Consider the following 24,608-nt stretch of genomic DNA (forward strand, 5'->3'; position numbering starts at 1 on the left):
TCGAGGGCATCCGATACTTCGGAGCGCGCGACAACCGCAGTGGATGCGGCGGACGCGCAAGGACCTTGAGGAGCAGGCGGCGGCTGGGCCGCCCGTCCTCAGATCTGCACCATCTCGAAATCTTCCTTGCGCGCGCCGCACTCGGGGCAGGTCCAATTGATGGGCACGTCTTCCCAGCGCGTGCCGGGCGCAATGCCCTCATCGGGCAAACCTGCCTCTTCGTCGTAAATCCAACCGCAAATGAGGCACATCCAGCTCTTGTATTCCATGCTTTCTTCAGCGACGAGCGTTCCGTTACAATGGCTTTGTCAACCGCTTCGGGCCCCGCGGACAAAATTGTCGTACGGTGGCGTGGAAACCTGCCGGTGCATTCGTTCTCCGGCGGGCGATGCCCACGACGCTTTCCAGCGCTCCGAAACGGGCATTTAAGGCGTGATGGTACCAACGAACCCAAGGCGTGACCAGATCGCCGTCTATCCTGCCTCCATGCAAACTGAATCCCCTCCCATTCTCCTGACCTTCGGACTCTCCGACCCGACTTCGGCAACCGGCGTCCAGGCTGACCTGCTCACGTTCGCGAGCATGGGCGGCTACGGCGTGTCGGTGCTCACCGGCTATTCCGCCCAGGACTCGCGCACGTGCAACGACGTACAGCCGGTCGACCCGGACTGGGTCGTCGATCAGGCCCGCATGCTGCTCGAAGACATGCCGGTCGCCGCCTTCAAGGTCGGAAGCGCTGTCAATGCGGAGAACGTCGCGGCCATTGCCGAGATCGTGGCCGATTACGACGAGACGCCCCTGGTGGTCGCGCCCGACTTCGGCCTGGCCGGCGAGCACCTGCTCTCGGCCGACGAGTTGCGCGAGGCCACGGCCAGTCTGCTCGTGCCGCAGGCCAGCGTGCTCGTGGTGAGCCCAGCCAATGCCATCGCGCTGGCACAGACCGTCACGGAGAACGAAAACCTTTCGCTCGACGACGCGGTTGCCATCCTGTTGGAAAACGGCTGCGAGTTCATTCTGGTGAGCGACAATAACGCACCGCAATTCACGCACACGCTCTACACCGAGGGTGGCGTCGTGCGCGAGGACGCGTGGGACCGGCCGCCGCACAACGTCGCCGGCGCCATCGACACGTTGGCGGCCGCCGTCACCGCGATGCTCGCCAACGGCCTCGCCGTGCCAGAAGCCGTCAGTGAAGCGCAAGAGTATCTGCAGCAGGTCCTGGAGAACGCATTCCGCCCGGGCATGGGACGCCATTTCCCCGACCGTTTCTTCTGGGCGCGTAGCGAAGAGACCGATCAAGACGACGAAGGCGATACCCCCAAGGCTTGAGCCGTTGTGCGACAGCGCCGCAAAACACAACGCCCGTGAAATTCACGGGCGTTGTGTTTCATGGGCAGAGTCGCCACTGCCTTTATGACATCGATGACGTCTTCTCTTGCGGTGCGGCGCTCGCGTCCTCGTCGGCCTCGCCCTTCGGCCGCCCCCACGCCTCGATGACCCGTTTGACGAACGGCTTCAGCGTATCGCCCTGCTCACGCAACATCCGGACGAGCGCAGCGTACTGCCCATCGAAAATCGCCGAGTTGTAATTCTTCAGGCGCTGAATGTCTTCGAGCGCTTCGTCGTCGCGCCCTGCGAGGGCGAGCAGCACGATATAACGCTTGATCATGGTCGGCCCGGCACCCAGCGCCAGCGCTTCACGATGCGCCGCCAGCTTTTCGTCGAGCTGATCGCGATTCAGGAACAACGCCCCCGTGACCGCGTAGTCGCCATACGGGGTGAAGAAGAGTGCCGGATCCGTGCGATAGGCTTCGATCTTGCCGGCGCGATAAGCCACTTCGACGCGTTGGTAATCGTGGTAGAGCCAAGGAATCGCCACGCATGCAAACAGCACGATCACGCCATTGATGGCACCGGCGGCGGTGGGTGACACGCTATCGATCGCTTTTGTCTCGCACAAACCGAGCAGGAACAGCGCGGGCAAGAGGAAGAATGCGTAGTGCTGCGGATACTCCAGCATGGCGTGGACCGCGAGCATACCCAGCAGAACGAAGGCGAGCGCGACAGACGCCACCTTGATGCCGCGCACCGCGCGCGCGAACCAGAACGCCAGCGGCGCCAGTACCGCCAACGCACCGATGATGCCGGTCTTCGCGAGCAGATCGAGCAGCACGTTATGGGCGTTGTCGGCCATCTCAACGGGACCGAGCTTGTCGACCAAGGCAAACTGTGCGTCGATGTAGTTCGACCAGCCCGCGCCGAACCACCAATGCTCACGGAAGATCGCCAGACCGTACTCCCACAGGTTCAAGCGCCCCGCCACTTGGCCGGCCTGCTGCATGCGGGCCACGGCACTGCCGTCGAGCTGCAACCCCCAGGCAACGTTCGCCCAACCGACGAACATCGTCATCAGGGCGAGCAACGGAAGGATGGCAACGGGCACGAACCAGCGCGTCGACCGGCGCATGTTGCGCGCCGTCTCGGCACGCGCCACCCACACGAGCCACGCCCCGAATGCCGACAATAGCGCCAGTTGCAGCCACGGTGTACGCGAGCCGGTCAGGCAGATACCGATATCGAAAGCCGCACACACCACAAGCCACAGCCAGGCGGGCAGCTTGCGCTGATACCAGAGATAGAACGCCCCCGCGCTGGCAAGCGACAAATATGTTGCCAAGTGATTCGGCTGATACATATTGCCGAACAGTCGGCGCGCGACCGTCACGGAGTACTTGGCCACCAGCCAGGGTACGTCGGCTTCCAGATGAAACGCTTGCAAGACCTGCGCGCCCACGGCGTACAGCCCCCCCAGCGTGAGCGCCATCGCACTCCATCGCATGAGCACGTCGCGCCACCCGAGTTGTGCCAGCCAGAACCCGGCATTCACGGCCACGATCATCGCCACGCCGTAGAGCAGCGCAGTCATCATCAGTTGCGGCAGCTCGGTCGGCATCGTGGCACGCTGCACAAGGATGACCGCCACAAAAGCGAGCGGCATCCAGGTGACGCGAGGCATCCGTAGCGCGCGTGCGTCGCGTTGCCACACGGCGATCATCGAGAGCGCACCGAGCAACGCGAACAGCGAGAATGTCAGCGCTTCCGCATAGAAGGTGGAAATCGGATACGTGTGCCTGACGAGGTTATAGGGCAAGGCCCAGATCAGGGCCAGCGTGAGCCCGATCATTGAGAGAAGCAGAGGAGGAAACAAGATTGCCGCCGTGCAATGCACCCGTTGGAAGATGCGCAAGCATAACGAAAAATGGCTGCCCCAGGGGCAGCCATTTCACGGCGGACGCGTATGACTGCGCCGTCGACAAATCCGCCATCTCGGCACGCCACGCGGAGGGGCACGTCAAGGTTGCGCCGCCGGTGCGTCAACGCCAGGTCGCCCCCAAATCAACGCAAGCTCGACGTTACGCACGCGCCGGGCCCGCGTCGGCAGACGTTGCGTGGATGTCGCGCCGATACAGCTCGACACAGTCCGTCCGGCCGAGCGCCGGCCTCAGCCCGACTTGCCGGTGGCCGCCGCCGCACGGCACTCCGGCGGCGCCAGCTTACCCGGCAACGTCGCACCATTCGGAGCCCCTTCGCGGCCTTGGGCGTAACACGTCCAGACGATCTGGCCTTCGGGGGCCTTGCCGACCGTCAGCGCCTTGGGCGAGCCATCGGCAGCGGCGCTCGTCGGCACCAGCACAAGGGCACCGTCGCCTGCACGTTGCGTATAGGCGACCGTCACGTTGCCGCTCACGGCATCGATACTCACCGCATTCACGTTGTCCGTCGCGCTCGGCGCTTGCCAGCCGCTGTTGAACGGCGCGCCGTGCATGGCGTTCTCGCTCACGAGTGCCTTGGCGGACGCCGCAGCCCCCAGCCCTTCGACAACACGTGCACGTACCAGATAACTCTGCAGATACGGAACCCCTGCCATGACCAGCACACCGATGATCGCCAACACGATCATCAACTCGATCAGGGTGAAACCCCGAGACTTGGCAATACCGGAGGTCCGGTGGCCGAAACGACGCATTGTGTAACTCCCTGCGAAAGCAATGAAAACAAAAGGGACATCGGGGGGAAGTGGGCGGAGTATGCCATACCCCCCTCGGCCAGCGCCCTGCCGTAGATCAAAATCGGGCGGGGCCGTGTGGGTGAGGAGAATCGTCCTAGTCAGAGGCGGGACGATTCAGCCGAACAGCACGGTGGCTCCTGGAAAAACCACCGCGGACCGACGACATCGGCCCCGGGAATGGACCCGATCATTCCGAAGAGGTTGCACGCATTTGACGTGCATCGGCCCGACGCTTGAGCACGCGCCCCACCACCACGACGAGCAGTGCGCCGATCACAGCCGCTACGTAATGCGTATATTCGGCCACGGCGCCCGGCAGATGCAACCAATCGCCGATGCCCGGATCCGACGCGATCAGCCCGCCCGCAATCCAGCCGAGCAACGCCGCCCCGGCCATCACGATGAATGGGAACCGGTCCAGGGCCTTGAGCACCAGTTGCGAGCCCCAGACGATCAGCGGAATGCTCACGAGCAGACCGAAGATGACGAGCGGCAACTGATGGTCTTTGGCGGCCCCTTCCGCGGCGCCGGCAATGGCGATGACGTTATCGATGCTCATCACCAGGTCCGCAATGATGATGGTCTTGACCGCCGTCCAGAGCTTGTCGGCCGGCTGTACGCTATCGTGAGCCTCATGATCGGGCACCAGCAGCTTGATCCCAATCCAGAGCAACAACGCGCCGCCCACCGCCTTGAGATACGGCACCGCGAGCAACGTCACGGCGAACGCGATCAGAATCACGCGCAGCACGATGGCGCCGATCGTGCCCCATACGACGCCCTGCAAACGTTGTTTGGCCGGCAAGTTGCGGCAGGCGAGCGCGATCACCACGGCATTGTCGCCACCCAGCAGGATGTCGATCATGATGATCTGCAGAACCGCAGCCCAGTTCAGCTCGGCAAAAAACGCAAGCATGGCGGGAATATCCTCGGGAACGAATGCAACGATGGAAACGAATGGCTTGTAAAACGCCATAGCAAAAAAGGGAGCCCGATGTCCCGGGCTCCCTTTTCATGACCTCGCTCGTGCGCGCCAGTTCCGGCGCGCACGAGCCGGTCGTCCGACGGGAATTACAGCACCGACTTGAGCAGACGGCCCATTTCCGACGGGTTCTTGGTCACCTTGATACCGCAGGCGTCCATGATTTCCAGCTTGGCTTCAGCCGTATCGGCACCGCCCGAGATCAGCGCGCCGGCGTGGCCCATGCGCTTGCCCGGGGGCGCCGTCACGCCCGCGATGAAGCCGACGACCGGCTTCTTCATGTTGCCCTTGATCCACTCGGCCGCCATGGCTTCGTCCGGGCCACCGATTTCACCGATCATGATCACGGCGTCCGTATCCGGATCGTCGTTGAACATTTGCATGACGTCGATGTGCTTCAGACCATTGATCGGATCGCCACCGATACCGACGGCGGTCGATTGGCCCAGGCCCAGGGCGGTCAGTTGACCCACGGCTTCATACGTCAGGGTACCCGAGCGCGACACCACGCCAATGCGACCCTTCTTGTGGATGTGACCCGGCATGATGCCGATCTTCAGTTCGTCCGGCGTGATCACGCCCGGGCAGTTCGGGCCGAGCAGCAGGGTCTTGCGACCTTCGCGACGCATACGGTCCTTCACTTCGATCATGTCACGAACGGGGATCCCTTCCGTGATACAGATCGCCAAGTCCAGATCGGCTTCGACGGCTTCCCAGATCGCGGCGGCCGCGCCTGCGGGCGGCACGTAGATCACCGACACGGTCGCGCCGGTCTGTGCCTTCGCGTCCTTGACCGAACCGAAAATGGGAATGCCCTCGAAGTCTTCGCCAGCCTTCTTCGGGTTCACGCCGGCGACGAACGCGTTCTTGCCATTCGCGTATTCGCGGCACATGCGGGTATGGAACTGGCCGGTCTTGCCAGTGATACCTTGGGTGATGACCTTTGTATCTTTGTTGATCAGAATCGACATTGCTTGATTTCCTTCATCCGGTTGCCGGGCAGCGTTCGCACACCCCTTTGGGGTCGCGCCGCTGCGGCTTCGACTGTTCTGGTTACTTGCCTGCGGCAGCCGCGACAACCTTCTGGGCAGCTTCTTCCATGCTGTCCGCCGAGATGATCGGCAGACCCGATTCGGCGAGCATCTTCTTGCCCAGGTCTTCGTTCGTGCCCTTCATGCGCACGACCAGCGGCACCTTCAGCGAGACGGCCTTCGAGGCTGCGATCACGCCTTCGGCGATCACGTCGCAACGCATGATGCCACCGAAGATGTTGACCAGAATGGCGGTCAGGTTCGGGTTCTTCAGCATGATCTTGAACGCTTCGGTGACCTTCTCGGTCGTGGCGCCACCGCCCACGTCCAGGAAGTTCGCCGGCTCGCCGCCGAAGAGCTTGATGGTGTCCATCGTGGCCATGGCCAGACCGGCACCGTTCACCAGGCAGCCGATGTTACCGTCGAGCGAGATGTAGGCCAGATCGAACTTCGAGGCTTCGACTTCTGCCGGATCTTCTTCGTCCAGGTCGCGGTAAGCGACGATTTCCGGGTGACGGAACAGGGCGTTCGAGTCGAAGTTGAACTTGGCGTCCAGCGCGGTGACCGTGCCGTTGCTGCTCACGTTCAGCGGGTTGATTTCGGCCAGCGACGCATCGGTTTCCCAGAACGCCTTGTACAGACCTTGCAGAATCGCGCGGGCTTGAGCGATCGAAGCGTCGGGAACGCCGATCTTCTTGGCCAGATCGTCGGCTTGCGCGTCGGTCAGACCGACGGACGGCTCAACGATGACCTTGTGGATCAGTTCCGGATGCGTTTCGGCGACTTCTTCGATGTCCATGCCGCCTTCGCTCGAACCCATCAGCACAATCTTCTGCGTGATGCGGTCGACCACGAGGCTGACATAGAGTTCGTTCTTGATGTCGGCGCCGTCTTCGATCAGCAGGCGGTTGACCTTTTGACCTTCCGGACCGGTCTGGTGCGTGATCAGTTGCATGCCGAGGATCTGGCCGGCGTATTCGCGCACTTGCTCGATCGACTTGGCAACCTTCACGCCGCCGCCCTTACCGCGACCGCCTGCGTGAATCTGGGCCTTGACCACCCAAACCGGACCGCCGAGTTCTTCGGCTGCCTTCACGGCCTCGTCCACGGAAAACGCCGGAATGCCGCGGGGCACCGCGACTCCGAATTTTCGGAGGATTTCCTTGCCTTGATACTCATGAATCTTCATGCGTGATTCCCTTCTTGCTGAGTTGGAAGTTTGGGTTCGAGCTGGCGAGTCGAGGCACCATCGCGCACCGCTTCGGTTGTGGCGGGCGTCGTGGGCTCGTTCGCTCGATCGTTTGCGCGGCCGTTGAACCAGCGCGGGTAAAACCGGCGCACCGCCTCGCCATCAAACCGCAGGGCGTGACAATGTCCGAGTTGGAAAGGAGGCGCCGAAACATCGGCCTCGTGGGCGGCCTTGAGCGCCGTGTCGGGGGTGTGGATCACCTCGCCGGCGAAGGCCTGAATCGCTGCCGTGGGCAGGACACTGCAAAGTTCGGTCAGATGGGTACAGCCCGCCGCGCCGCCGAGGCGCTCGCGCACCGCATGGCGGAACCCGCGCCGCAGGTTAAGTCCGATCAATTGACGGTAGTCTGGGCCAATCTGGTCGCAAATGCCGGGATAAGGCACCCAGTCGGAGACGGCCTCGGCGTCACGCACCTCGAAACTCTCGTCGATCGTCAGACGCAGCCACAGCGAGTGAATCGGCGTGCCCTCCTTTCGAAGGCCCGTTGCCAATGCAAAATCGCGATCCTTGTGATCGGTTAGACAGGCTTCGATGTCCCATAGGCCATCGTCGCGCGAAAACGCTTCGACAGCGATCGCGCGGCGGTGACGCAGGGTACGAGAGGCGGGCTCAGAGAGCGGCATGCGAGAGTGTGCAATGCATGAACGCGGAAAGATCTGAATTCTAGCATAGGCAGCGACGGCGATTGCCGCAGCGCAACAGAAGCCCGCCGCATAAGGTCGAATTACCCGACCAATGGGTCGGGTTATCAAAATTCCGCAGGTGCTGGGCGTATGGTGCAACGCCATATCGCGATAACTGTGGCATGACGCGACACGCGAGATACCGCGCCATGTCACGCCAGTATTCATGCGGCTTGCGAGCCCACGCGCGTCACCCGCCCTTCCCCGATGAATGGTGCGACATCCATCAGGAAAATGATGGAAGTCGCGTCAAAAGTCGTCCGAGTATTCGTCGGCACCCCACACGATTTTGCTGATAACGGTACGCGAGAAACCGCGCGAGGCGAGAAAACGCATCTGTTTGGCGCGCGCCTCGGGCGTCGTGGCAATCTCGCCGAACTTCTTCTGCCATACGGCGCGGGCCCGAACGAGTTCCGTTTCGCGCAGTTGTGTCGCGAGGGCCGTCACGGTATCGGCGTCGACCTGATGCTGCTTGAGTTCGTTGACGATACGCGTCGTCCCCATGCGCGACGCGCGCCGATGCACGACGCTTTGCGCAAATCGCTCATTGGACAGCCAGCGGTCCTGCTCAAGACTGTCGAGCACGCGATCGAGCGCTTCGGGATCGTCGGCGTCGGCGAACGGCGCAAGCTTGCGACGCAGCTCGGCTCGGCTGTGTTCGCGACGCGCGAGATAGGACAGCGCGCGCGCCTTGAGGCTCAGCACGGGTTTGCGCGACGGCTTGACCGCAACGGCGGCGTCACCCGGCGGAGGTGGCGGCGCGTTCGGATCTCGGGGAGGACGGCGAGTGATCATGACGTCATCGTGATGCCATCAAAGCGGGGGCCGGAAAGCAAAACGGCAACGCGGCGCCGACTGGCTTCGCGTTGCCGCTCCGGAACAGGCGGGAGGTCCTCAGACCTCGTCGTCTGCTTCGATCTCGCCGGTCTCGTTGATTGCCGTGACGCCGAGCGATGCGCGTACCTTATTTTCGATCTCGTGGGCGATATCCGGATTTTCGCGCAGGAATTCACGCGCGTTGTCCTTGCCCTGGCCGATCTTCTCGCCGTTGTAGCTGTACCAGGCGCCAGCCTTCTCAACGATCTTCGCGTTCACGCCCAGATCGATGATTTCGCCTTCGCGCGAAATCCCCTGGCCGTAAAGGATGTCGAAAATCGCTTCGCGGAACGGCGGCGACACCTTGTTCTTGACGACCTTGACGCGGGTTTCGTTGCCGACGACCTCGTCACCCTTCTTGATCGAGCCGATCCGGCGAATGTCCAGACGCACCGACGAGTAGAACTTCAGTGCATTACCGCCCGTCGTGGTTTCCGGGTTACCGAACATCACACCGATCTTCATCCGAATCTGGTTGATGAAGATCACCGTGCAGTTCGTGCGCTTGATGGTACCGGTCAGCTTGCGCAGGGCCTGGGACATCAGACGCGCCTGCAGACCCGGCAGCGAATCGCCCATTTCCCCTTCGATTTCGGCCTTCGGCACCAGCGCCGCCACCGAGTCGATGACGATGAGGTCGATCGAGCCCGAGCGCACCAGCGCGTCGGCGATTTCGAGGGCTTGTTCGCCCGTGTCCGGCTGCGAGATCAGCAGTTCCGGCACCGACACGCCCAGTTTGTTGGCGTAGCCGACATCGAGGGCGTGCTCGGCGTCGATAAACGCGCAAGTGCCACCGACCTTCTGCATTTCCGCCACGACTTGCAGCGTGAGCGTGGTCTTACCCGACGATTCCGGACCGTAGATTTCGATCACGCGCCCACGCGGCAAGCCACCCACGCCCAGCGCGATGTCCAGGCCCAGCGAGCCGGTCGAGACGACCTGGATGTCCGCTTCGACCTCGCTGTCGCCCAGACGCATGATCGAGCCCTTGCCGAATTGCTTTTCGATCTGCGCGAGGGCGGCGGCCAGCGCCTTGCCTTTCTCGGCCGACAGATTGGCAGACCCTTTCTTGCTTTCTTCCATGAATCGTCCTTTGATATGATGAGCGAGACGGCTCGGGTGAGGCGTGAATGCCAGTACTGTATAAAAAACCAGTGCTGTTTGCAAGTGCCTGTTGTCCGAAAGCGCCGAAACGACAAAAAAAGCCGCGAACCACGCGCCGCAACATCACAGGAGACACACCGCAGCCGTCAGGCGACGGTGCCAATACGAGCCTATCACGCCCATGCGAATTCTCATCGCAGAGGATGACAGCATTCTGGCCGACGCCCTGACCCGCTCGCTGCGCCAGGGGGGCTATGCCGTCGATCACGTCAAGACGGGGCTCGAAGCCGATTCCGCGCTCTGCGCCCAGACGTTCGACCTGCTGATTCTCGACCTCGGCCTGCCGCGCCTGCCCGGTCACGAGGTCCTGCGCCGCTTGCGCGCGCGCAATTCCCATCTGCCCGTACTGATCCTGACCGCATCGGACAGCGTCGACGCCCGCGTCAAGGGGCTCGATCTCGGTGCCGACGACTATATGGCCAAGCCGTTCGCGCTGGCCGAGCTCGAAGCGCGCGTGCGGGCGCTGACGCGGCGCGGCGCGGGCGGCGGCTCGACGGTCATCCGTCACGGCCCGCTCAGCTTCGACCAGGTCGGACGAACCGCCTATATCAATGAGCAGATGCTCGACCTGTCCGCCCGCGAACTGGAATTGCTCGAAGTCCTGCTGCTGCGTACCGGGCGGCTCGTTTCCAAGGAGCAGCTCGTAGACCACTTGTGCGGCTGGGGCGAAGAGGTGAGCAACAACGCCATCGAGGTGTACATGCACCGGCTGCGCAAGAAGATCGAGCCGAGCGGGGTGCGCATCGCCACGATCCGCGGGTTGGGGTATTGTCTGGAGAAGCCGGCCGCCGCGCCTGCCAATGCGGCATAGTCCGCCGAATGCGGCCGCGGCCGCCCCTGCCTCTTTAGCCTCTCCGTCCGATGCGTCTGAGCTTTCGCCACCATCATCGCGCCACGCCTGCGGACCCGGACGCGTCGTCGCACTCGCCCTCATCACCTGAGGGCGCCCCCTCACGACGGCACACTCCCTCGCCGCCCGGTGCCGACGAACCGTTCGACCGGCTCGACCCTTACACCGATCCGTTCGTACGGCCCGGCTTTGGCGCGCCGCTCGAGCACGAGGCGGAGCCGCCCCCGCGCTCGCTCTTCGGCGAAATCCTCGACTGGATGCTCGCGCCACTGCTGCTGCTTTGGCCGATGAGCATTGCCGTGACGTACCTCGTCGCGAAATCCATTGCCAACGGCCCCTTCGACCGGGCGCTCGAGACCAACGCTTATGTTCTCGCCCAGCAAGTCCATTCGGACCGCGGCCAAGTCACCCTGACGCTGCCCATGCCCGCACGCGATCTGCTGCGCGCCGACGCCACCGACAACGTCTATTTCCAGGTGCTGGGGGCGAAGGGCGAACTCGTCGGCGGCACGCCCGACCTGCCGCTACCGCACGAAGACGACCGTCCGCAACCCGGCGTCGTACAGTTTCGCGACGAAACCGTGGGCGGCAACGACATCCGCGTGGCGTTCACCTACGTCGACTTGCCGCGGGTGACGCCCGCCGGCAGCATGGCGCTCGTGCAGGTCGCGGAGACGCTCGACAAGCGCAGCCAACTGGCGAACGAAATCATCAAGGGCGTAATCCTGCCGCAGTTCGTGATCCTGCCGCTGGCTATCGTGCTCGTGTGGTTCGGCCTGTCGCGCGGCCTCGCGCCGCTGCATGCGTTGCAGGAACACATCCGCGCGCGGCGTCCCGACGATCTATCGCCGCTCGAAGCGCGCCAGGCCCCGCCAGAGATTGCACCGCTCGTGGGTTCGCTGAACGATCTGCTCAGTCGGCTGGAGCAGAATATGAAACTTCAACAGCGTTTCATCGCCGATGCCGCGCACCAGCTGAAAACACCGCTCGCGGGGCTGCGCATGCAGGCCGAACTTGCCTTGCGCCAGACGTCTCCCGACGAATTACGCCGTTCGCTGTCGCAGATCGCCGTAAGTTCCGAGCAGGCGGCGCGCCTCGTCAACCAGTTGCTGGCGCTGGCCCGCGCGGAGAACAGCGCGAACGACGCCGCCGCCTTCACGCCGGTCAATCTCAGCGTGCTTGCCCGAAGCGCCATGCAGGACTGGTTCCAGGCCGCCTTCGCCAAGCGGATCGATCTGGGCTTCGAGGAGCCGCCGTTTTCGGTGCATCTGTCGGGTCAACCGGTGATGCTTCGCGAATTGCTCAACAACCTGATCGATAACGCGATCCGGTATACGCCGACGGGTGGGAAGGTGACGGTACGTCTGCGGCATGAGGCGTCCGACGGCTTCGTTCATCTCGAAGTCGAAGACACCGGGCCGGGCATTCCGGCGTCTGAGCGTCCACGGGTGTTCGAGCGCTTTTATCGCATTCTCGGCAGTGACAGCGACGGCAGCGGCCTGGGTTTGGCCATCGTGCGCGAGATCGTGCAGATCCATCGCGGCGACGTGAGCGTGCTCGACCATGTTGACGCGCAGCACCCCGAAGCAACCGGCACGCTCATTCGTGTCACGTTCCCCCTCGCCGATGCGCCTATCGAAAACCCGCATGCGTGACGAATTCACGCGAAATACGTTCAATATCGAGCCAAAGTCGAGGGTAAGTCCCTAGCAACGTAAGCTTCGAGTCAGTTTGGCGTCAGACGTCGGTAAGGTTGTCCTCCAATAATCAGTGGCAGCGGCCCGGGCACGACCCAGGGGCGTGCTTACATTACAGGAGACAACCGCATGGCTACTACAACGACAGCCACCTCCCATGCGCCGATGACCGCCGAAGAAAGAAAGGTCATCTTCGCGTCGTCGCTGGGCACGGTGTTCGAATGGTACGACTTCTACCTGGCCGGGTCGTTGGCCGTTTTCATCAGCCGGCAGTTCTTCTCGGGGATCAACCCGACGGCCGCTTTCATCTTCACATTGTTGTCATTCGCTGCAGGCTTCGCGGTGCGTCCGTTCGGCGCCATCGTGTTCGGCCGCATCGGTGACCTGGTCGGTCGCAAATACACGTTCCTGGTAACCATCACGCTGATGGGGCTGTCGACGCTGGTTGTCGGTTTGCTGCCGGGCTACGCGTCGTGGGGGATCGCCGCCCCGGTGATCTTCATCGCCATGCGTTTGTTGCAAGGTCTGGCGCTCGGTGGCGAATACGGTGGTGCCGCCACGTACGTTGCCGAACACGCGCCGCATGGCCGCCGCGGGTTCTACACGTCGTGGATTCAGACGACCGCCACGCTGGGTCTCTTCCTCTCGCTGCTGGTGATTCTTGGCACCCGCACGGTGATTGGCGAAGAAGCGTTTGCCAACTGGGGCTGGCGCGTGCCGTTCGTTCTGTCGCTCCTGCTGTTGCTGGTGTCGCTGTGGATCCGCATGCAATTGAGCGAATCGCCGGCGTTCCAGCGCATGAAGGCCGAGGGCAAGGCCTCCAAGGCGCCGCTCAGGGAGTCGTTCGGTGAGTGGAAGAACCTGAAGATCGTGATCCTGGCGCTCGTCGGCCTGACGGCCGGTCAGGCGGTCGTGTGGTACACCGGCCAGTTCTATGCGCTGTTCTTCATGACGCAGGTGCTGAAGGTCGATGGCAATACCGCGAACATCATGATCGCGGTGGCCTTGCTTATCGGCAGTCCGTTCTTCGTGTTCTTCGGCGCGCTCTCGGACAAGATCGGGCGCAAGCCGATCATCATGGGGGGCTGTCTGATCGCCGCGCTGCTGTACTTCCCGATCTTCAAGGCACTCACGCACTACGCCAACCCGGCCCTGGAGGCGGCAACCGCTCGCTCGCCGATCACGGTGATCGCCGATCCGAACGAGTGCTCGTTCCAGTTCAACCCGGTGGGCACGTCGAAGTTCACGAGTTCGTGCGACATCGCGAAGAGCTACCTGTCGCGCTCCGGCCTGAACTATGAGAACCAGGCAGCGCCGGCGGGCACGATGACCACGGTGAAGATCGGCGACAAGGTGATTTCGTCGGTCGACGGCAAAGCGGCGGATGCGAAGGAAAAGACTGCGGCGTTCGAGGCCGACATGTCCGGTACGCTCAAGGCCGACGGATATCCGCCGAAGGCTGACCCGGCGCAGATGAACAAGCCGATGGTCGTGGTACTGCTCACGATTCTGGTGATCTTCGTGACGATGGTGTACGGGCCGATTGCCGCGATGCTGGTGGAAATGTTCCCGACGCGCATTCGCTACACGTCGATGTCGCTGCCGTATCACATCGGTAACGGCTGGTTCGGCGGCTTCCTGCCGGCCACGGCGTTCGCGATCGTGGCCGCCAAGGGCGACATTTACTCCGGCCTGTGGTACCCGATCATCATCGCCCTGGCGACCTTTGTGATCGGCATGCTCTTCATCAAGGAAACCAAGGACGTCGACATCTACGCCAACGATTGATGGGGTGACCTGCCCGACAGGTTGAAACGGATCAACAACGCCGGGGCCTTCGGGTCTCGGCGTTGTCGTTTCCGGAACCCGGGGCGGCGACGCGGGACGAGCGGTCGTGGCGACTATTTGCGTTGTTCCGCAAAAATATGTTGACAGCCCATGGGGGCTTACCTATACTCTTTCTTCTACGGCGAATTAGCTCAGTTGGTTAGAGCGACGGAATCATAATCCGCAGGTCCGGGGTTCGAGTCCCTGATTCGCCACCAAATTTAAAACGGCTCCCAGCGATGGGAGCCGTTTTTTTTGGGTTCGCACAAAAGCGCTGCTGACGTTTTGCATCCCACGCCAAAGGGCGCAAACGTCAGTTACCCGCCGGCGTCAGTCAAAGTCGAACATCTCGAACAGCGACTTCTTCTTGCGTGGCTGGTCGTACTGGCGACTTCGGTCATCGTCCCCACGAGATCTATCGCGATGAGCATGATCGCGCCAAGACGCTTGGGAGTCGCGACGATTCCCTTGATCATCGCCGCCGAGCGCCGCAGGTGCCGGCCTCGCCCCACCTCCCTCCGTTCGCTCGATCAGCTTGTCCAGCTCCCCACGATCGAGCCACACACCACGACAGCTCGGGCAATAGTCGATCTCCACCCCCTGACGCTCCGCCATCAGCAAATCCGGGGTACCGCATACAGGACATTTCATCGTTTCGCTCCATCACGTAAATGAGACAACGCCCTTAATGTATCGGCTGTCGCACCACGGAAAAACCTGCTTTTCCGTTCATCCATGTTCGTAAAAACCGAAGCGGTCAGACAAAAAAAGTGACGGCGGTGGTGACCGCCGCCGCCTCACTTACGCTTTCGTTACCGCACCCCCTAGTGAAGCACGCGCCCCTGCTCTGCCTTACGGCGCGCCTTGGCACGACGCGTCAACATGTTCAGCCCCTCCACGAAGGCCGAGAATGCCATCGCCGCGTAGATGTAACCCTTCGGGATATGTGACCCGAAACCTTCCGCGATCAGCGTCATGCCAATCACAAGCAGAAAGCCCAGCGCCAGCATCACGACCGTCGGATTCGCCTCGATGAATCGCGAGAGCGGCCCCGCCATGAACAACATTGCCGTCACGGCGGCAATCACCGCAACGAACATGATCGGGATGTGCTCGGTCATGCCCACGGCCGTCACGATGCTGTCGATCGAGAACACGAGGTCCAGCATCAGGATCTGAACCACGGCGGCACGCGCAGTGATCGTCGCCATCGTTCCCGCCGTCGATGCGCCCTCGCCGTGTTCGGCATCGTCCGTGTCCGACGCCACATGCTGATGCATCTCCTTCGTCGCCTTCCACACGAGGAACAGACCACCGGAGATCAGAATCAGGTCGCGCCACGAAAAGCCGTGACCGAACAACTCGAAGAGCGGTGTCGTCAGCTTGGCGATCCATGCCACCGTACCCAGCAGCGCCAGACGCATGACCAGCGCCAGACCAATGCCCATACGCTGCGCGCGCGCCCGCATCGACAACGGCAACTTGTTGGTCAGGATAGAGATGAAGATCAGGTTGTCGATGCCAAGCACGACTTCCATGACCACCAACGTGACAAGCGCCGCCCATACCGCCGGGTCAACCGTCAAAGCAAGCAGATAGTCCATATGTGCGCCAGAGATTCCCTAGGGTTATCGGAACATTCACCGCCAGTCGACAGCGGCCATGCCCCTTCGTTATCCCGCACCTAACGCGAGGTGCGGGTCCAGGACAGCATGATCCCCGAACTCATGTTTCGCAAAAACCAGTTATATACTTCAAAATAGTTCGGTTTTTCCGAAGTCCATTCGATATGTTGAATTACCGTCATCTTTACTATTTTTGGGTCGTCGTCAAGGAAGGGGGCTTTGCTCGCGCGGCGGAGCGTCTCGACATGGCCGTGCAGACGATCAGCGCCCAGGTGCGCGAGCTCGAGAAATCACTCGGCCACCAGTTGCTCAAGCCCGCCGGACGCGGCGTCGCAATGACCGACCCGGGGCAGGCGGCGTTTCGGCGTGCAGAAGAGATTTTTCGCCTCGGCCAGTCGATCCCCGACGACGTTCGCGAGGCCGCCAGCGGTCGTGTGGCAAGGCTTGCCATCGGGCTGGCCGACGGTATCTCCAAACTGGCCGCGCACGCGATTCTCGCGCCGGTGCTCGACACGCCCTCGCTGCGGCTCGTCTGCCATGAAGGCGAACACGAGCAGTTGCTCGCCGAACTTGCGCTACACAAGCTCGACCTCGTGCTCGCGAGCCAGCCCGCCCCGTATAACCCTACGCTGCGACTCTCAAGCGAACGTCTGGTCGCGTCGCCGGTCGACTGGTATGGGCCGGCATCGCTGGTACGCCAATCCGCGCGAGCCGCGTTTCCTCAATGCCTGGCAGACCTCCCCGTCGTGCTGCCAACCGGTCACTCGGCCCTGCGCGCCCGGCTCGATCAATGGTTTGAGGCACAGAGCATTCGCCCGAATATCGTCGGCGAATTCGAAGACAGCGCGCTCATGGCCGTCTTTGCCACACGCGGCATGGGCGTCTTTCCGCTGAGCGAGGCGGGCGCGGGCGACGTCTCGCTGCTGCGCGGCCTGCGCTGGCTGGGCCGCCCTAGCGAGGTTTTCGAGGACATCCACGCCATTCGCTCGCGACGTGGCGAAGGCCATCCGCTCGTGACACAAATCATCCGTGAAATCGGCCCGACGGCCGGTTCTGCTATAAGAACGACTGGCACGCCGTCTCCGTCTGCGCCGCCGTCATCTGCGAGGAAACCTCATGTCGAGTCGTAGCGATCAGCGCAAGTTCTTCCACCTCATGCTGTTCGTCGTGACGATCGTGTTCGGGTGGATTCTGTTTCCGCTATTCGGCGCCGTCTTCTGGGGCACGATTCTCGCCGTGCTGTTCCAGCCAGTGCAGCGCCGCATCCTCACTCGTCTGCGCGGCCGGCCGAATCTGGCCGCCCTCGCCACGCTGGCGCTGATCCTGCTCATCGTGATCCTGCCGCTCACGCTCGTGATCGGCATGCTGACGCAGGAAATCAGCACGGCACTCGTGCGTTTTCGCGCCGATCTTCCCCAACTCACGGTAGCCTTCCAGCAATTGCTCGACCGGATGCCCGCGAGTGTGCATAGAGTGATGGATCTGGCCGGTGTGCAGGACGTCGCCGCGATCCAGCAAAAGCTGGGCGACGGCGCCGCGCAAATCGGCCGCCTGGTCGCGGTCTATCTGGTGAGCATCGGTCAGAACACGGCGCAACTGCTCGTGAGCTTCGGCGTAATGCTCTACCTGCTGTTCTTTCTGCTGCGCGACGGTACCGTGCTCGGCGTGATGGTCCGACGCGCCCTGCCGCTCGAAGAACGTCACAAAACCCAACTGATCCGGCAGTTCACCACGGTCGTGCGCGCCACCGTCAAGGGCAACATCGCCGTCGCCGTGGTGCAAGGCGTACTCGGCGGCTTCATCTTCGCCGTCCTCGGCATCCAGGGCTACGTGCTCGCCGCCGTGGTGATGGCCTTCCTGTCGCTATTACCCGCCGTGGGCGCAGCCGTCGTGTGGGTGCCCGTGGGGACCTGGCTGTTGCTCTCCGGGGAAGTCTGGAAGGGCGTGGTGCTGTTTGCGTTCTGCGGCACCATTGTGAGCCTGGTCGACAACGTGCTGCGTCCGATTCTCGTGGGCAAGGACACGAAGCTGCCCGACTGGGTCGTGCTGATCGCCACCCTCGGCGGGATGTCGCTCTTCGGCCTGACGGGCTTCGTGATCGGACCGCTCATCGCCGCCCTGTTCATCTCCAGCTGGAATATCTATACGCGCCTGCGCGACGACGACAGCGATCAGGCCGACGCCGGGTGATATCCGTGGGCCGCCATCGGCACAGCCGCCCGCGCTTCATGCACGAGGGTAGCGAGATCAGCCCCGACCTGCGCCATCAGGCCATCCCAGTCGCCGCGCGGCGACTGGCGATAAAGCGTGAGCGACCGATACCAGTCGCTGTCCCGACGCGATAACTGCCAGCGCCAGTCCGGCGTAAAGCCGACGAGTCCCCAGACCGGTTTTCCCAGCGCTCCGGCCAAGTGCAGCGCCGCCGTGTCCACTGAGATCACGAGATCCATCTGCGCCATGACGGCCGCCGTCTCGGCAAAATCGCTGAGCTTCGCGCCGATGTCATGCACATTGGCATACCGGGCCAGTTCGGCGCGCTCGTCGTCGGTCACATCGACCTGCAACGCGTAGAAATGCGCGTCGGCACCGAAGACCGGCGCCCAATGCGCAAGCGCCACGTCGCGATGCGGCGGAAACGGCCCGGTGCGCCACACGAAGCCCACCCGCAACGCGCCTTCCGGCGGCTTGCCCAGCATCGACCGCCAGATCATCTCCCGCCCTGCGCTCGAGCGCACGTAGGGCAAAACGGTTGCCACATCGCCCCCCGCTTTCAACAGATGCGGCAGGCTGAGCAGCGGCAGCTGCCAGTCGAACGACGGCACCGGTATGTGCTCGGCAAGCACCGTCACCCCGCGCGCGAAGCCGCCCAGCAACGTGACAAGCGGCGCTTGCACCGACAGCACGACGTTCGCCCCCCTCTCGACCAGACGCGGCACAAACCGCACGAACTGCAACGTATTGCCCAGGCCCGGTTCGCTATGGACGAACACCGTCTTGCCCGCGAGCGGCGCGCGGCCGTCCCAGAGCCGGTCGCTGAAGCGCCGCCGCTGACCGCCTTCCTGCCAGCGCCACTCGTAGTCATGCCAGCCATGCTCGAAGTCGCCCAGCAGCAGATTTGTCTGCGCCCGGTTAGTGCGCGCGCCCGCATGGTCCGGCGCGAGCTTTACCGCCTCGCGCAAGCATTGCAGCGCTTCGCCGAACGCGTGTTGCTCACGCAGCGCCACCCCCAGGTTCACCAGCGGATCGGGTTGCTGCGGGGCGATGGCGTTGGCCAGCCGGTATGCGTCGATCTCTTCGTCGTAGCGGCCCAAGGCACCGAGCGCGCGGCCACGGTTGAAGTGCGCCTGCCACAACGCCGGCGCCTTGGCCGACGTGCGCTCGAACCAGCCGAGCGCACGCGCGTTGTCGCCCGCCTGCGCCCAGGTCAGGCCAATGGTGTGCATCGTGCCGATGACGTCCGGCGACTGCTGCACGGTGGCGTCGAACAGCGCCTCGGCACGCATCTGACGCCCGGCCTGGAGGCTGGCCATCGCGGCGTCGAAACTCGCCTGCGCGCCCGGCTGCGGCACGAGCGCGATCAGGCGGTCGAAGGCGTCGGCGGCCGACTCGAAGGCGTTGGTGCGCAACGAGACGTAGGCGAGGCCCTCGAGGGCCGGCAGGAATTCGGGGGATTGTTTCAGTACTTGGCGCAACTCGGCGATCGCCTCGTCGAGCCGGCCGGCGGCACTCAGTTGTCGTGCACGCTCGCAACGCGCGTCTAATGGCGTCGTCATGCGGCGCATCCTTGCTTGTCTTGGAATGAGAGGGAGTCGGGCCGGCAAGCAACACGACCACCGGGGGCGCCTTGCGCCACCGGCCACTGGCGCCGTGGCCCGATCGAGCGGTGCACACTACACGACCGCACGGCGCGAAGCAAGCCGCGGGAATTGGTCCGCGCAACGCCCATAAAGTTCACATCATCCCAGCCTCATTTTGCGGCCCGGCGTCGGCGCAAACGGTCTCCGCACACACCTCGGGTATCATCTGTCGAAATCTTGTTTTCCCGCAGTGCAACATAAAAACCACAATTCCTCTTGGAAGATCCGGTTTGCCAGCGTATGACACGCGCTTTAACATATTTTTACGGGGCAATCTGGTAGCATCCGCTGCCGTCCCTGCGCGCGCGCAACGTCGCTGCCGCGCTGCATGCCGACGCCAAATCCTGTTATCCGTCCGACCCCTCATCCTCAAGAGGTCTTGATGACGCGCGTAGCCCGTCCGTTCATCCCCGCCACTGCGCGACGCCTGCTTCCCAACCGCTGGGATTTCATTGCGTTCCCGATCATCATCGGTTTCCTGATGGTCAGCTCGTCGGGCATTCGTCAGACGTTGGCCCCGCTGGCCAACCTGCAGACCGAGGTCATCTCGCTCGATCCGGCCAACCTGCCCGAGTACGCGTTGCGCACCACGCTGCGCATGCTCGCAGCGATGGTCGCCTCGCTCGTCTTCACGCTCGTCTATGGGACGCTTGCGGCCAAGAGCCGCCGGGCCGAGAAGCTGCTCGTGCCGATGCTCGACATCCTCCAGTCGGTGCCGGTGCTGGGTTACATCTCGTTCACGGTCACCTTCTTCCTCGCCCTGTTCCCGGGACGCGTGCTCGGCGCCGAATGCGCCGCGATCTTCGCGATCTTCACGAGCCAGGCGTGGAACATGACGTTTTCGTTCTACCAGTCGATGCGCACCCAGCCGCGCGATCTCTCGGAAGTAGCGGTGAATCTGCGGCTCTCGCCGTGGCAGCGCTTCTGGAAACTCGACGTACCGTACTCGATGCCGGGCCTCATCTGGAACATGATGATGAGCATGTCGGGCGGCTGGTTCTTCGTGGTGGCGTCCGAGGCGATCACCGTGGGCGACAAGACGGTGACGCTGCCGGGCATCGGCGCGTATCTCGCCACGGCGATCGTGCAGCGCGATCTGCATGCCGTGGGCTGGGTGATTCTGGCGATGGTCGTCGTCATTGTGATCTACGACCAGTTCCTGTTCCGGCCAATGGTCGCCTGGTCCGACAAATTCCGTCTGGAAGACACCGTCTCGCAGGCCGCGCCCGAGTCGTGGGTGCTCAACCTGATTCAACGCACCCGAGCGATTCAGTTTCTGCTCCGCCCGTTCGGCAAGCTGCTGCGTACGCTCGCGCGTGCACGCATGCCGCTCTCGCTGCCCGCCGCGATCCATTCCGAATCGAAGACCCCGCTCTCGCGCGTGATCGATTGGGTGTGGGCCGCGCTGCTGGTAGTGCTGGGCGGGGTCGCCGCCTGGAAGATCTGCGCCTTCGTGACGGCCGAAGTCGGCGTCGCCGAAGTGCTTCGCGTGTTCGGCCTGGGTCTGGTCACGTTGGTTCGCGTGGTAGTGCTCATTGGCATCGCCTCGGTGGTGTGGGTGCCGCTGGGCGTGCTGATCGGGCTACGCCCGAAGCTTGCCGAACGCATCCAGCCGGTTGCCCAGTTCCTCGCGGCCTTCCCGGCCAACCTGTTGTTCCCGGTCTTCGTGGTGGCGATCGTCCATTTCCACGCTAATCCGGACATCTGGCTCTCGCCGCTCATCGTGCTGGGCACGCAGTGGTACATCCTGTTCAACGTCATCGCCGGTGCGACGACGTTTCCCAACGACTTCAAGGAAGCCGCCACCAACTTCCGCATTCGCGGCTGGCAGTGGTGGCGTCAGATCATGCTGCCGGGCATCTTCCCCTACTACGTGACGGGCGCGATCACGGCGTCGGGCGGCGCGTGGAACGCGTCGATCGTCTCGGAATATGTGCAGTGGGGCAACGACAAGGTTGCCGCGCACGGCCTGGGCGCGTACATCGCGCAAATGACGGAAGCGGGCGACTATCCGCGCATTTTGCTGGGCATCGCCGTGATGGCACTGTTCGTTGTACTGTTCAACCGCTTGCTGTGGCGTCCGATGTACGCCATTGCTGAAAACAAGCTTCGCCTGAATTAAAGGGACCGTGATGCCGAACGATACCCAACCGATTGCCGGAAAAGAGATCTTCTCGCTCGCCAACGTCGGCCGCGGCTTCCGCAAGGGCAGCGACGAGCGGCAAGTGCTCGACGGTGTGAATCTGCAACTGCACGAAGGCGAAATCGTCGGCCTGCTCGGCCGCTCGGGCTCGGGCAAGTCGACGCTGCTGCGTATCATCGCCGGCCTGATTCAGCCGAGCGCGGGCGACATCCGCTATCTCGGCGAACCGCTCGAAGGGCCGCCCGAGGGGGTGGCGATGGTGTTCCAGACCTTCGCGCTGTTTCCGTGGCTGACCGTGCTGCAAAACGTGGAAGCCGGACTGGAAGCGCTTGGCGTCGAGCCGAAGGAGCGTCGCCGCCGTGCCCTCGCCGCCATCGACCTGATCGGTTTGGACGGCTTCGAGAACGCCTATCCGCGCGAACTCTCGGGCGGCATGCGCCAGCGGGTGGGCTTTGCGCGGGCGCTCGTGGTCAATCCCACGCTGCTGCTCATGGACGAGCCGTTTTCCGCGCTCGACGTGCTCACCGCCGAGACGCTGCGTACTGACTTGCTCGACCTGTGGAGCCAGCGGCAGTTGCCGATCAAGTCGATCCTGATCGTCACACACAATATTGAAGAAGCCGTGTTCATGTGCGACCGGATTCTGGTGCTGTCGTCGAATCCCGGCCGCGTGGTCGCCGAGATCAAGGTACCGTTCCCACATCGACGCAACCGTCTCGACCCGGCCTTCCGCAAGATGGTCGACGACATCTATGCGCTGATGACGTCGCGTCGCAGCGCGCACACCACGCAGAAGATGACGCTGGAGTTGTCGAGCCCGCTGCACGAAGTGTCGACCAACCTGATGGCCGGTCTGCTCGAAGCGCTGGCCGGCCCGCCCTACAACGGCCGCGCCGACTTGCCGGAAATCGCACAGACGCTGCTGCTCGAGGTCGACGACCTCTTCCCCGTGGCCGAAATCCTCGACCATTTGGGCTTTGCGGAACTCAAGGAGGGCGACATCCTGCTGACCGTCGCCGGCAAACGTTTCGTGGACGTGAGCACGCAGGAACGCAAGGTGCTGTTTGCCGAGCATCTGCTGCGTCACGTGCCGCTCGCCGCGAAGATTCGCGCCGTGCTGCAGGAACGCCGCGGGCAACGCGCCCCGCGCGTACGGTTCGAGCAGGAGCTGGAAGATTCGATGTCGGACGATCTCGCGCAGGAAACGCTCGATACCGCCATCAACTGGGGACGTTACGCCGAGATCTTCTCGTACAACGACCACACGGAGACGTTCAGTCTGGAAGACGTGGAAGGCGCGACCTGATCATCGTCCGCCGGCGTCCGGCCGGAAATCCAACGCCGCGCGACTCGACTGAGCGCGCGGCGTTGTCATTTTTAGAAGGCGTAGCCCGCGCCGACCATCCAGGTCTGGTTGATCGTCTTCGAATCGGGTTCGTAGGCGTTCGTGCCCGGCGCGACCTGCGTGACGCTGGAGCGCCCATATTGGAAGCGAGACCACTCGTAGCTCGCGTTCACGTGGAAGTTGCGCGCGATCGCATAGTCGAGCCCGAAGCCAGCCACGACGACCGGCTTGTTGCCGAGGCTGAACGTGTTCTGCGAGCCCGCCAGCGTCATCGAGGCGCCCACCATCGCGCCCGCGCGAACGTCTGCGGTCGCCACGAGCTTCGGTGTGACTTCGAGCTGCCCCATCAGGCCGCCGCCGACCACATGATGGCGATAGCGCTCGTAAAAGCCGTTCGGGTCGCGACTGCTGTCACGAATCCAGTCCCGGTAGCTATAGCTCAGGTAAGGAATCACCTGCGCATGCCAGGTGCCGAGTTGGAATGGAATCGCCTTGCCGGCCTTGAGCGTGACGTCCGTCGCGGTCGAGCGCGTGCTCATCTGATAGTTCGGCTGGACAACGCGGCCCGCCAGATCTTGCAGATAACCGCCGTAATCGACGTTGCCGTGCGAGACACGCACCGAGCCAGCGAAATAGAGGTTGGACACGCTGAACAGCTCTCGCTGGGTCGATGCCCCCAGCGCGAACGCGGCGATCGTTCCCCGTTCGGAGTCGCTCTTGCCGGGCGCGATATTTTCCCAGTAATGCAATTGCTGGGCACCCGCGTCGACCCAGACCTGATTGTTGGCGCGCAGCATGGCTTCCTGCGCGGAGACGTTGGCCGCACACACGCTGGCGGCAACGAAGACGAACGCGGCGCACTTGATGGCGCTTCCGCGATGGCCGCAAGCGATGGTGCGGCGGGTGCTAGGCGTCATTGCACGTCCCTCCCAGGCGTGTTCTCTAAGACGACTCGAAGATGGCCATCGGCGTGGCCACCGTTTTTCGGCATTGTTTCAGCGCGTGAGGTGGCATGCAAGCGGAGAAATGTGGATTCTTCGGATCCTTAGCCAATTGAGATTCACGCGGCTCGAGCGATCGAGACGGGAAAATCGGCTGCATGGCCGTGACGATTGGCAGATGGGCAAACGGCGGGAAATTTTCCCCGGCCGAAGCGGTCGTCGCTGAGGAGAATCGAGCGATCCGACCGTGTCAAAAAGGCCACACGTAT

21 protein-coding genes and 1 tRNA gene are annotated in these 24,608 nt (G+C 63.1%); 9 read left to right on the plus strand and 13 right to left on the minus strand.

The window, feature by feature from the left end; all coding sequences use genetic code 11:
- Nucleotides 1-98 precede the first annotated feature (98 nt).
- Nucleotides 99-269 carry a rubredoxin gene (locus BGP02_RS19265; RefSeq protein WP_006400971.1) on the minus strand — a complete coding sequence of 57 codons (171 nt, stop codon included), beginning with the start codon at nucleotides 267-269 and terminating at the stop codon, nucleotides 99-101.
- Nucleotides 270-486: 217 nt separating this feature from the next.
- Between BGP02_RS19265 and thiD the strand changes: the two genes are divergently transcribed.
- Complete coding sequence (thiD, locus tag BGP02_RS19270) at nucleotides 487-1,329, plus strand: bifunctional hydroxymethylpyrimidine kinase/phosphomethylpyrimidine kinase (RefSeq protein ID WP_017232942.1); 843 nt, start codon at nucleotides 487-489, stop codon at nucleotides 1,327-1,329.
- An 82-nt stretch (nucleotides 1,330-1,411) separates the two neighbouring features.
- Here thiD and BGP02_RS19275 read toward each other — a convergent pair whose 3' ends face one another.
- The 8 genes from BGP02_RS19275 to recA form a co-directional block, all read right to left on the minus strand.
- Nucleotides 1,412-3,208, minus strand: a complete 1,797-nt coding sequence (locus BGP02_RS19275) for a PglL family O-oligosaccharyltransferase (RefSeq protein ID WP_157211396.1) — start codon at nucleotides 3,206-3,208, stop codon at nucleotides 1,412-1,414.
- A 294-nt stretch (nucleotides 3,209-3,502) separates the two neighbouring features.
- On the minus strand, nucleotides 3,503-4,027 hold the full coding sequence (locus BGP02_RS19280; RefSeq protein WP_017232940.1) for a pilin: 525 nt from the start codon (nucleotides 4,025-4,027) through the stop codon (nucleotides 3,503-3,505).
- A gap of 229 nt (nucleotides 4,028-4,256) precedes the next feature.
- The gene (locus BGP02_RS19285) at nucleotides 4,257-4,985 is read right to left on the minus strand and encodes a TerC family protein (RefSeq protein WP_026131763.1); all 729 of its coding nucleotides are present in this window, start codon (nucleotides 4,983-4,985) and stop codon (nucleotides 4,257-4,259) included.
- A 155-nt stretch (nucleotides 4,986-5,140) separates the two neighbouring features.
- Entirely contained in the window at nucleotides 5,141-6,022 is an 882-nt protein-coding gene (sucD, locus tag BGP02_RS19290) for a succinate--CoA ligase subunit alpha (protein ID WP_017232938.1), read from the minus strand.
- A gap of 82 nt (nucleotides 6,023-6,104) precedes the next feature.
- Entirely contained in the window at nucleotides 6,105-7,271 is a 1,167-nt protein-coding gene (gene sucC / locus BGP02_RS19295) for an ADP-forming succinate--CoA ligase subunit beta (RefSeq protein ID WP_017232937.1), read from the minus strand.
- On the minus strand, nucleotides 7,268-7,954 hold the full coding sequence (locus tag BGP02_RS19300; RefSeq protein ID WP_017232936.1) for a DUF2889 domain-containing protein: 687 nt from the start codon (nucleotides 7,952-7,954) through the stop codon (nucleotides 7,268-7,270). Before BGP02_RS19300 ends, sucC begins: the two co-directional genes overlap by 4 nt.
- A gap of 309 nt (nucleotides 7,955-8,263) precedes the next feature.
- Nucleotides 8,264-8,809, minus strand: coding sequence for a recombination regulator RecX (recX, locus tag BGP02_RS19305; protein WP_286799035.1), 546 nt, complete (start codon nucleotides 8,807-8,809; stop codon nucleotides 8,264-8,266).
- A 99-nt stretch (nucleotides 8,810-8,908) separates the two neighbouring features.
- Complete coding sequence (gene recA / locus BGP02_RS19310; RefSeq protein WP_017232934.1) at nucleotides 8,909-9,973, minus strand: recombinase RecA; 1,065 nt, start codon at nucleotides 9,971-9,973, stop codon at nucleotides 8,909-8,911.
- Between the two features lie 202 nt (nucleotides 9,974-10,175).
- Between recA and BGP02_RS19315 the strand changes: the two genes are divergently transcribed.
- From BGP02_RS19315 to BGP02_RS19330, 4 genes are all read left to right on the plus strand, one after another.
- A complete protein-coding gene (locus BGP02_RS19315; protein ID WP_017232933.1) occupies nucleotides 10,176-10,865 on the plus strand; it encodes a response regulator transcription factor in 690 nt (229 codons plus the stop codon).
- 50 nt (nucleotides 10,866-10,915) lie between these two features.
- Nucleotides 10,916-12,559, plus strand: coding sequence for a sensor histidine kinase (locus BGP02_RS19320; protein WP_017232932.1), 1,644 nt, complete (start codon nucleotides 10,916-10,918; stop codon nucleotides 12,557-12,559).
- 171 nt (nucleotides 12,560-12,730) lie between these two features.
- Nucleotides 12,731-14,389: an MFS transporter gene (locus BGP02_RS19325; protein WP_026131762.1), complete on the plus strand. Its 1,659-nt coding sequence runs from the start codon at nucleotides 12,731-12,733 to the stop codon at nucleotides 14,387-14,389.
- Between the two features lie 180 nt (nucleotides 14,390-14,569).
- A tRNA-Met gene (locus tag BGP02_RS19330) sits at nucleotides 14,570-14,646 on the plus strand.
- A 112-nt stretch (nucleotides 14,647-14,758) separates the two neighbouring features.
- Here BGP02_RS19330 and BGP02_RS19335 read toward each other — a convergent pair.
- Both BGP02_RS19335 and BGP02_RS19340 read right to left on the minus strand, forming a co-directional pair.
- The gene (locus BGP02_RS19335; RefSeq protein ID WP_026131758.1) at nucleotides 14,759-15,079 is read right to left on the minus strand and encodes a TFIIB-type zinc ribbon-containing protein; all 321 of its coding nucleotides are present in this window, start codon (nucleotides 15,077-15,079) and stop codon (nucleotides 14,759-14,761) included.
- A gap of 173 nt (nucleotides 15,080-15,252) precedes the next feature.
- Nucleotides 15,253-16,032: a TerC family protein gene (locus BGP02_RS19340; RefSeq protein ID WP_017232902.1), complete on the minus strand. Its 780-nt coding sequence runs from the start codon at nucleotides 16,030-16,032 to the stop codon at nucleotides 15,253-15,255.
- Between the two features lie 185 nt (nucleotides 16,033-16,217).
- Between BGP02_RS19340 and BGP02_RS19345 the strand changes: the two genes are divergently transcribed.
- On the plus strand, nucleotides 16,218-17,183 hold the full coding sequence (locus tag BGP02_RS19345) for a LysR family transcriptional regulator (RefSeq protein WP_017232901.1): 966 nt from the start codon (nucleotides 16,218-16,220) through the stop codon (nucleotides 17,181-17,183).
- The gene (locus BGP02_RS19350; RefSeq protein WP_017232900.1) at nucleotides 17,170-18,243 is read left to right on the plus strand and encodes an AI-2E family transporter; all 1,074 of its coding nucleotides are present in this window, start codon (nucleotides 17,170-17,172) and stop codon (nucleotides 18,241-18,243) included. Before BGP02_RS19345 ends, BGP02_RS19350 begins: the two co-directional genes overlap by 14 nt.
- On the opposite strand, the gene BGP02_RS19355 is transcribed toward BGP02_RS19350, so the two are convergent.
- Nucleotides 18,225-19,826 (minus strand): tetratricopeptide repeat protein, encoded by a 1,602-nt coding sequence (locus BGP02_RS19355; protein ID WP_286799037.1) that lies wholly within the window; start codon nucleotides 19,824-19,826, stop codon nucleotides 18,225-18,227. The two genes, BGP02_RS19350 and BGP02_RS19355, sit on opposite strands and share 19 nt — an antisense overlap.
- Before the next feature lie 466 nt (nucleotides 19,827-20,292).
- On the opposite strand from BGP02_RS19355, the gene BGP02_RS19360 reads away from it, so the two are divergent.
- Together BGP02_RS19360 and BGP02_RS19365 are read left to right on the plus strand one after the other, a co-directional pair.
- A complete protein-coding gene (locus tag BGP02_RS19360) occupies nucleotides 20,293-22,032 on the plus strand; it encodes an ABC transporter permease (RefSeq protein ID WP_017232897.1) in 1,740 nt (579 codons plus the stop codon).
- A gap of 10 nt (nucleotides 22,033-22,042) precedes the next feature.
- Entirely contained in the window at nucleotides 22,043-23,359 is a 1,317-nt protein-coding gene (locus BGP02_RS19365; RefSeq protein ID WP_017232896.1) for an ABC transporter ATP-binding protein, read from the plus strand.
- A 71-nt stretch (nucleotides 23,360-23,430) separates the two neighbouring features.
- Here the strand turns inward: BGP02_RS19365 and BGP02_RS19370 are convergent, their stop codons facing one another.
- Nucleotides 23,431-24,315, minus strand: a complete 885-nt coding sequence (locus BGP02_RS19370) for an outer membrane protein (RefSeq protein WP_261939728.1) — start codon at nucleotides 24,313-24,315, stop codon at nucleotides 23,431-23,433.
- Nucleotides 24,316-24,608 lie beyond the last annotated feature (293 nt).

Source organism: Pandoraea sp. 64-18 (genome assembly GCF_001899225.1).
Classification (GTDB): domain Bacteria; phylum Pseudomonadota; class Gammaproteobacteria; order Burkholderiales; family Burkholderiaceae; genus Pandoraea; species Pandoraea cepalis.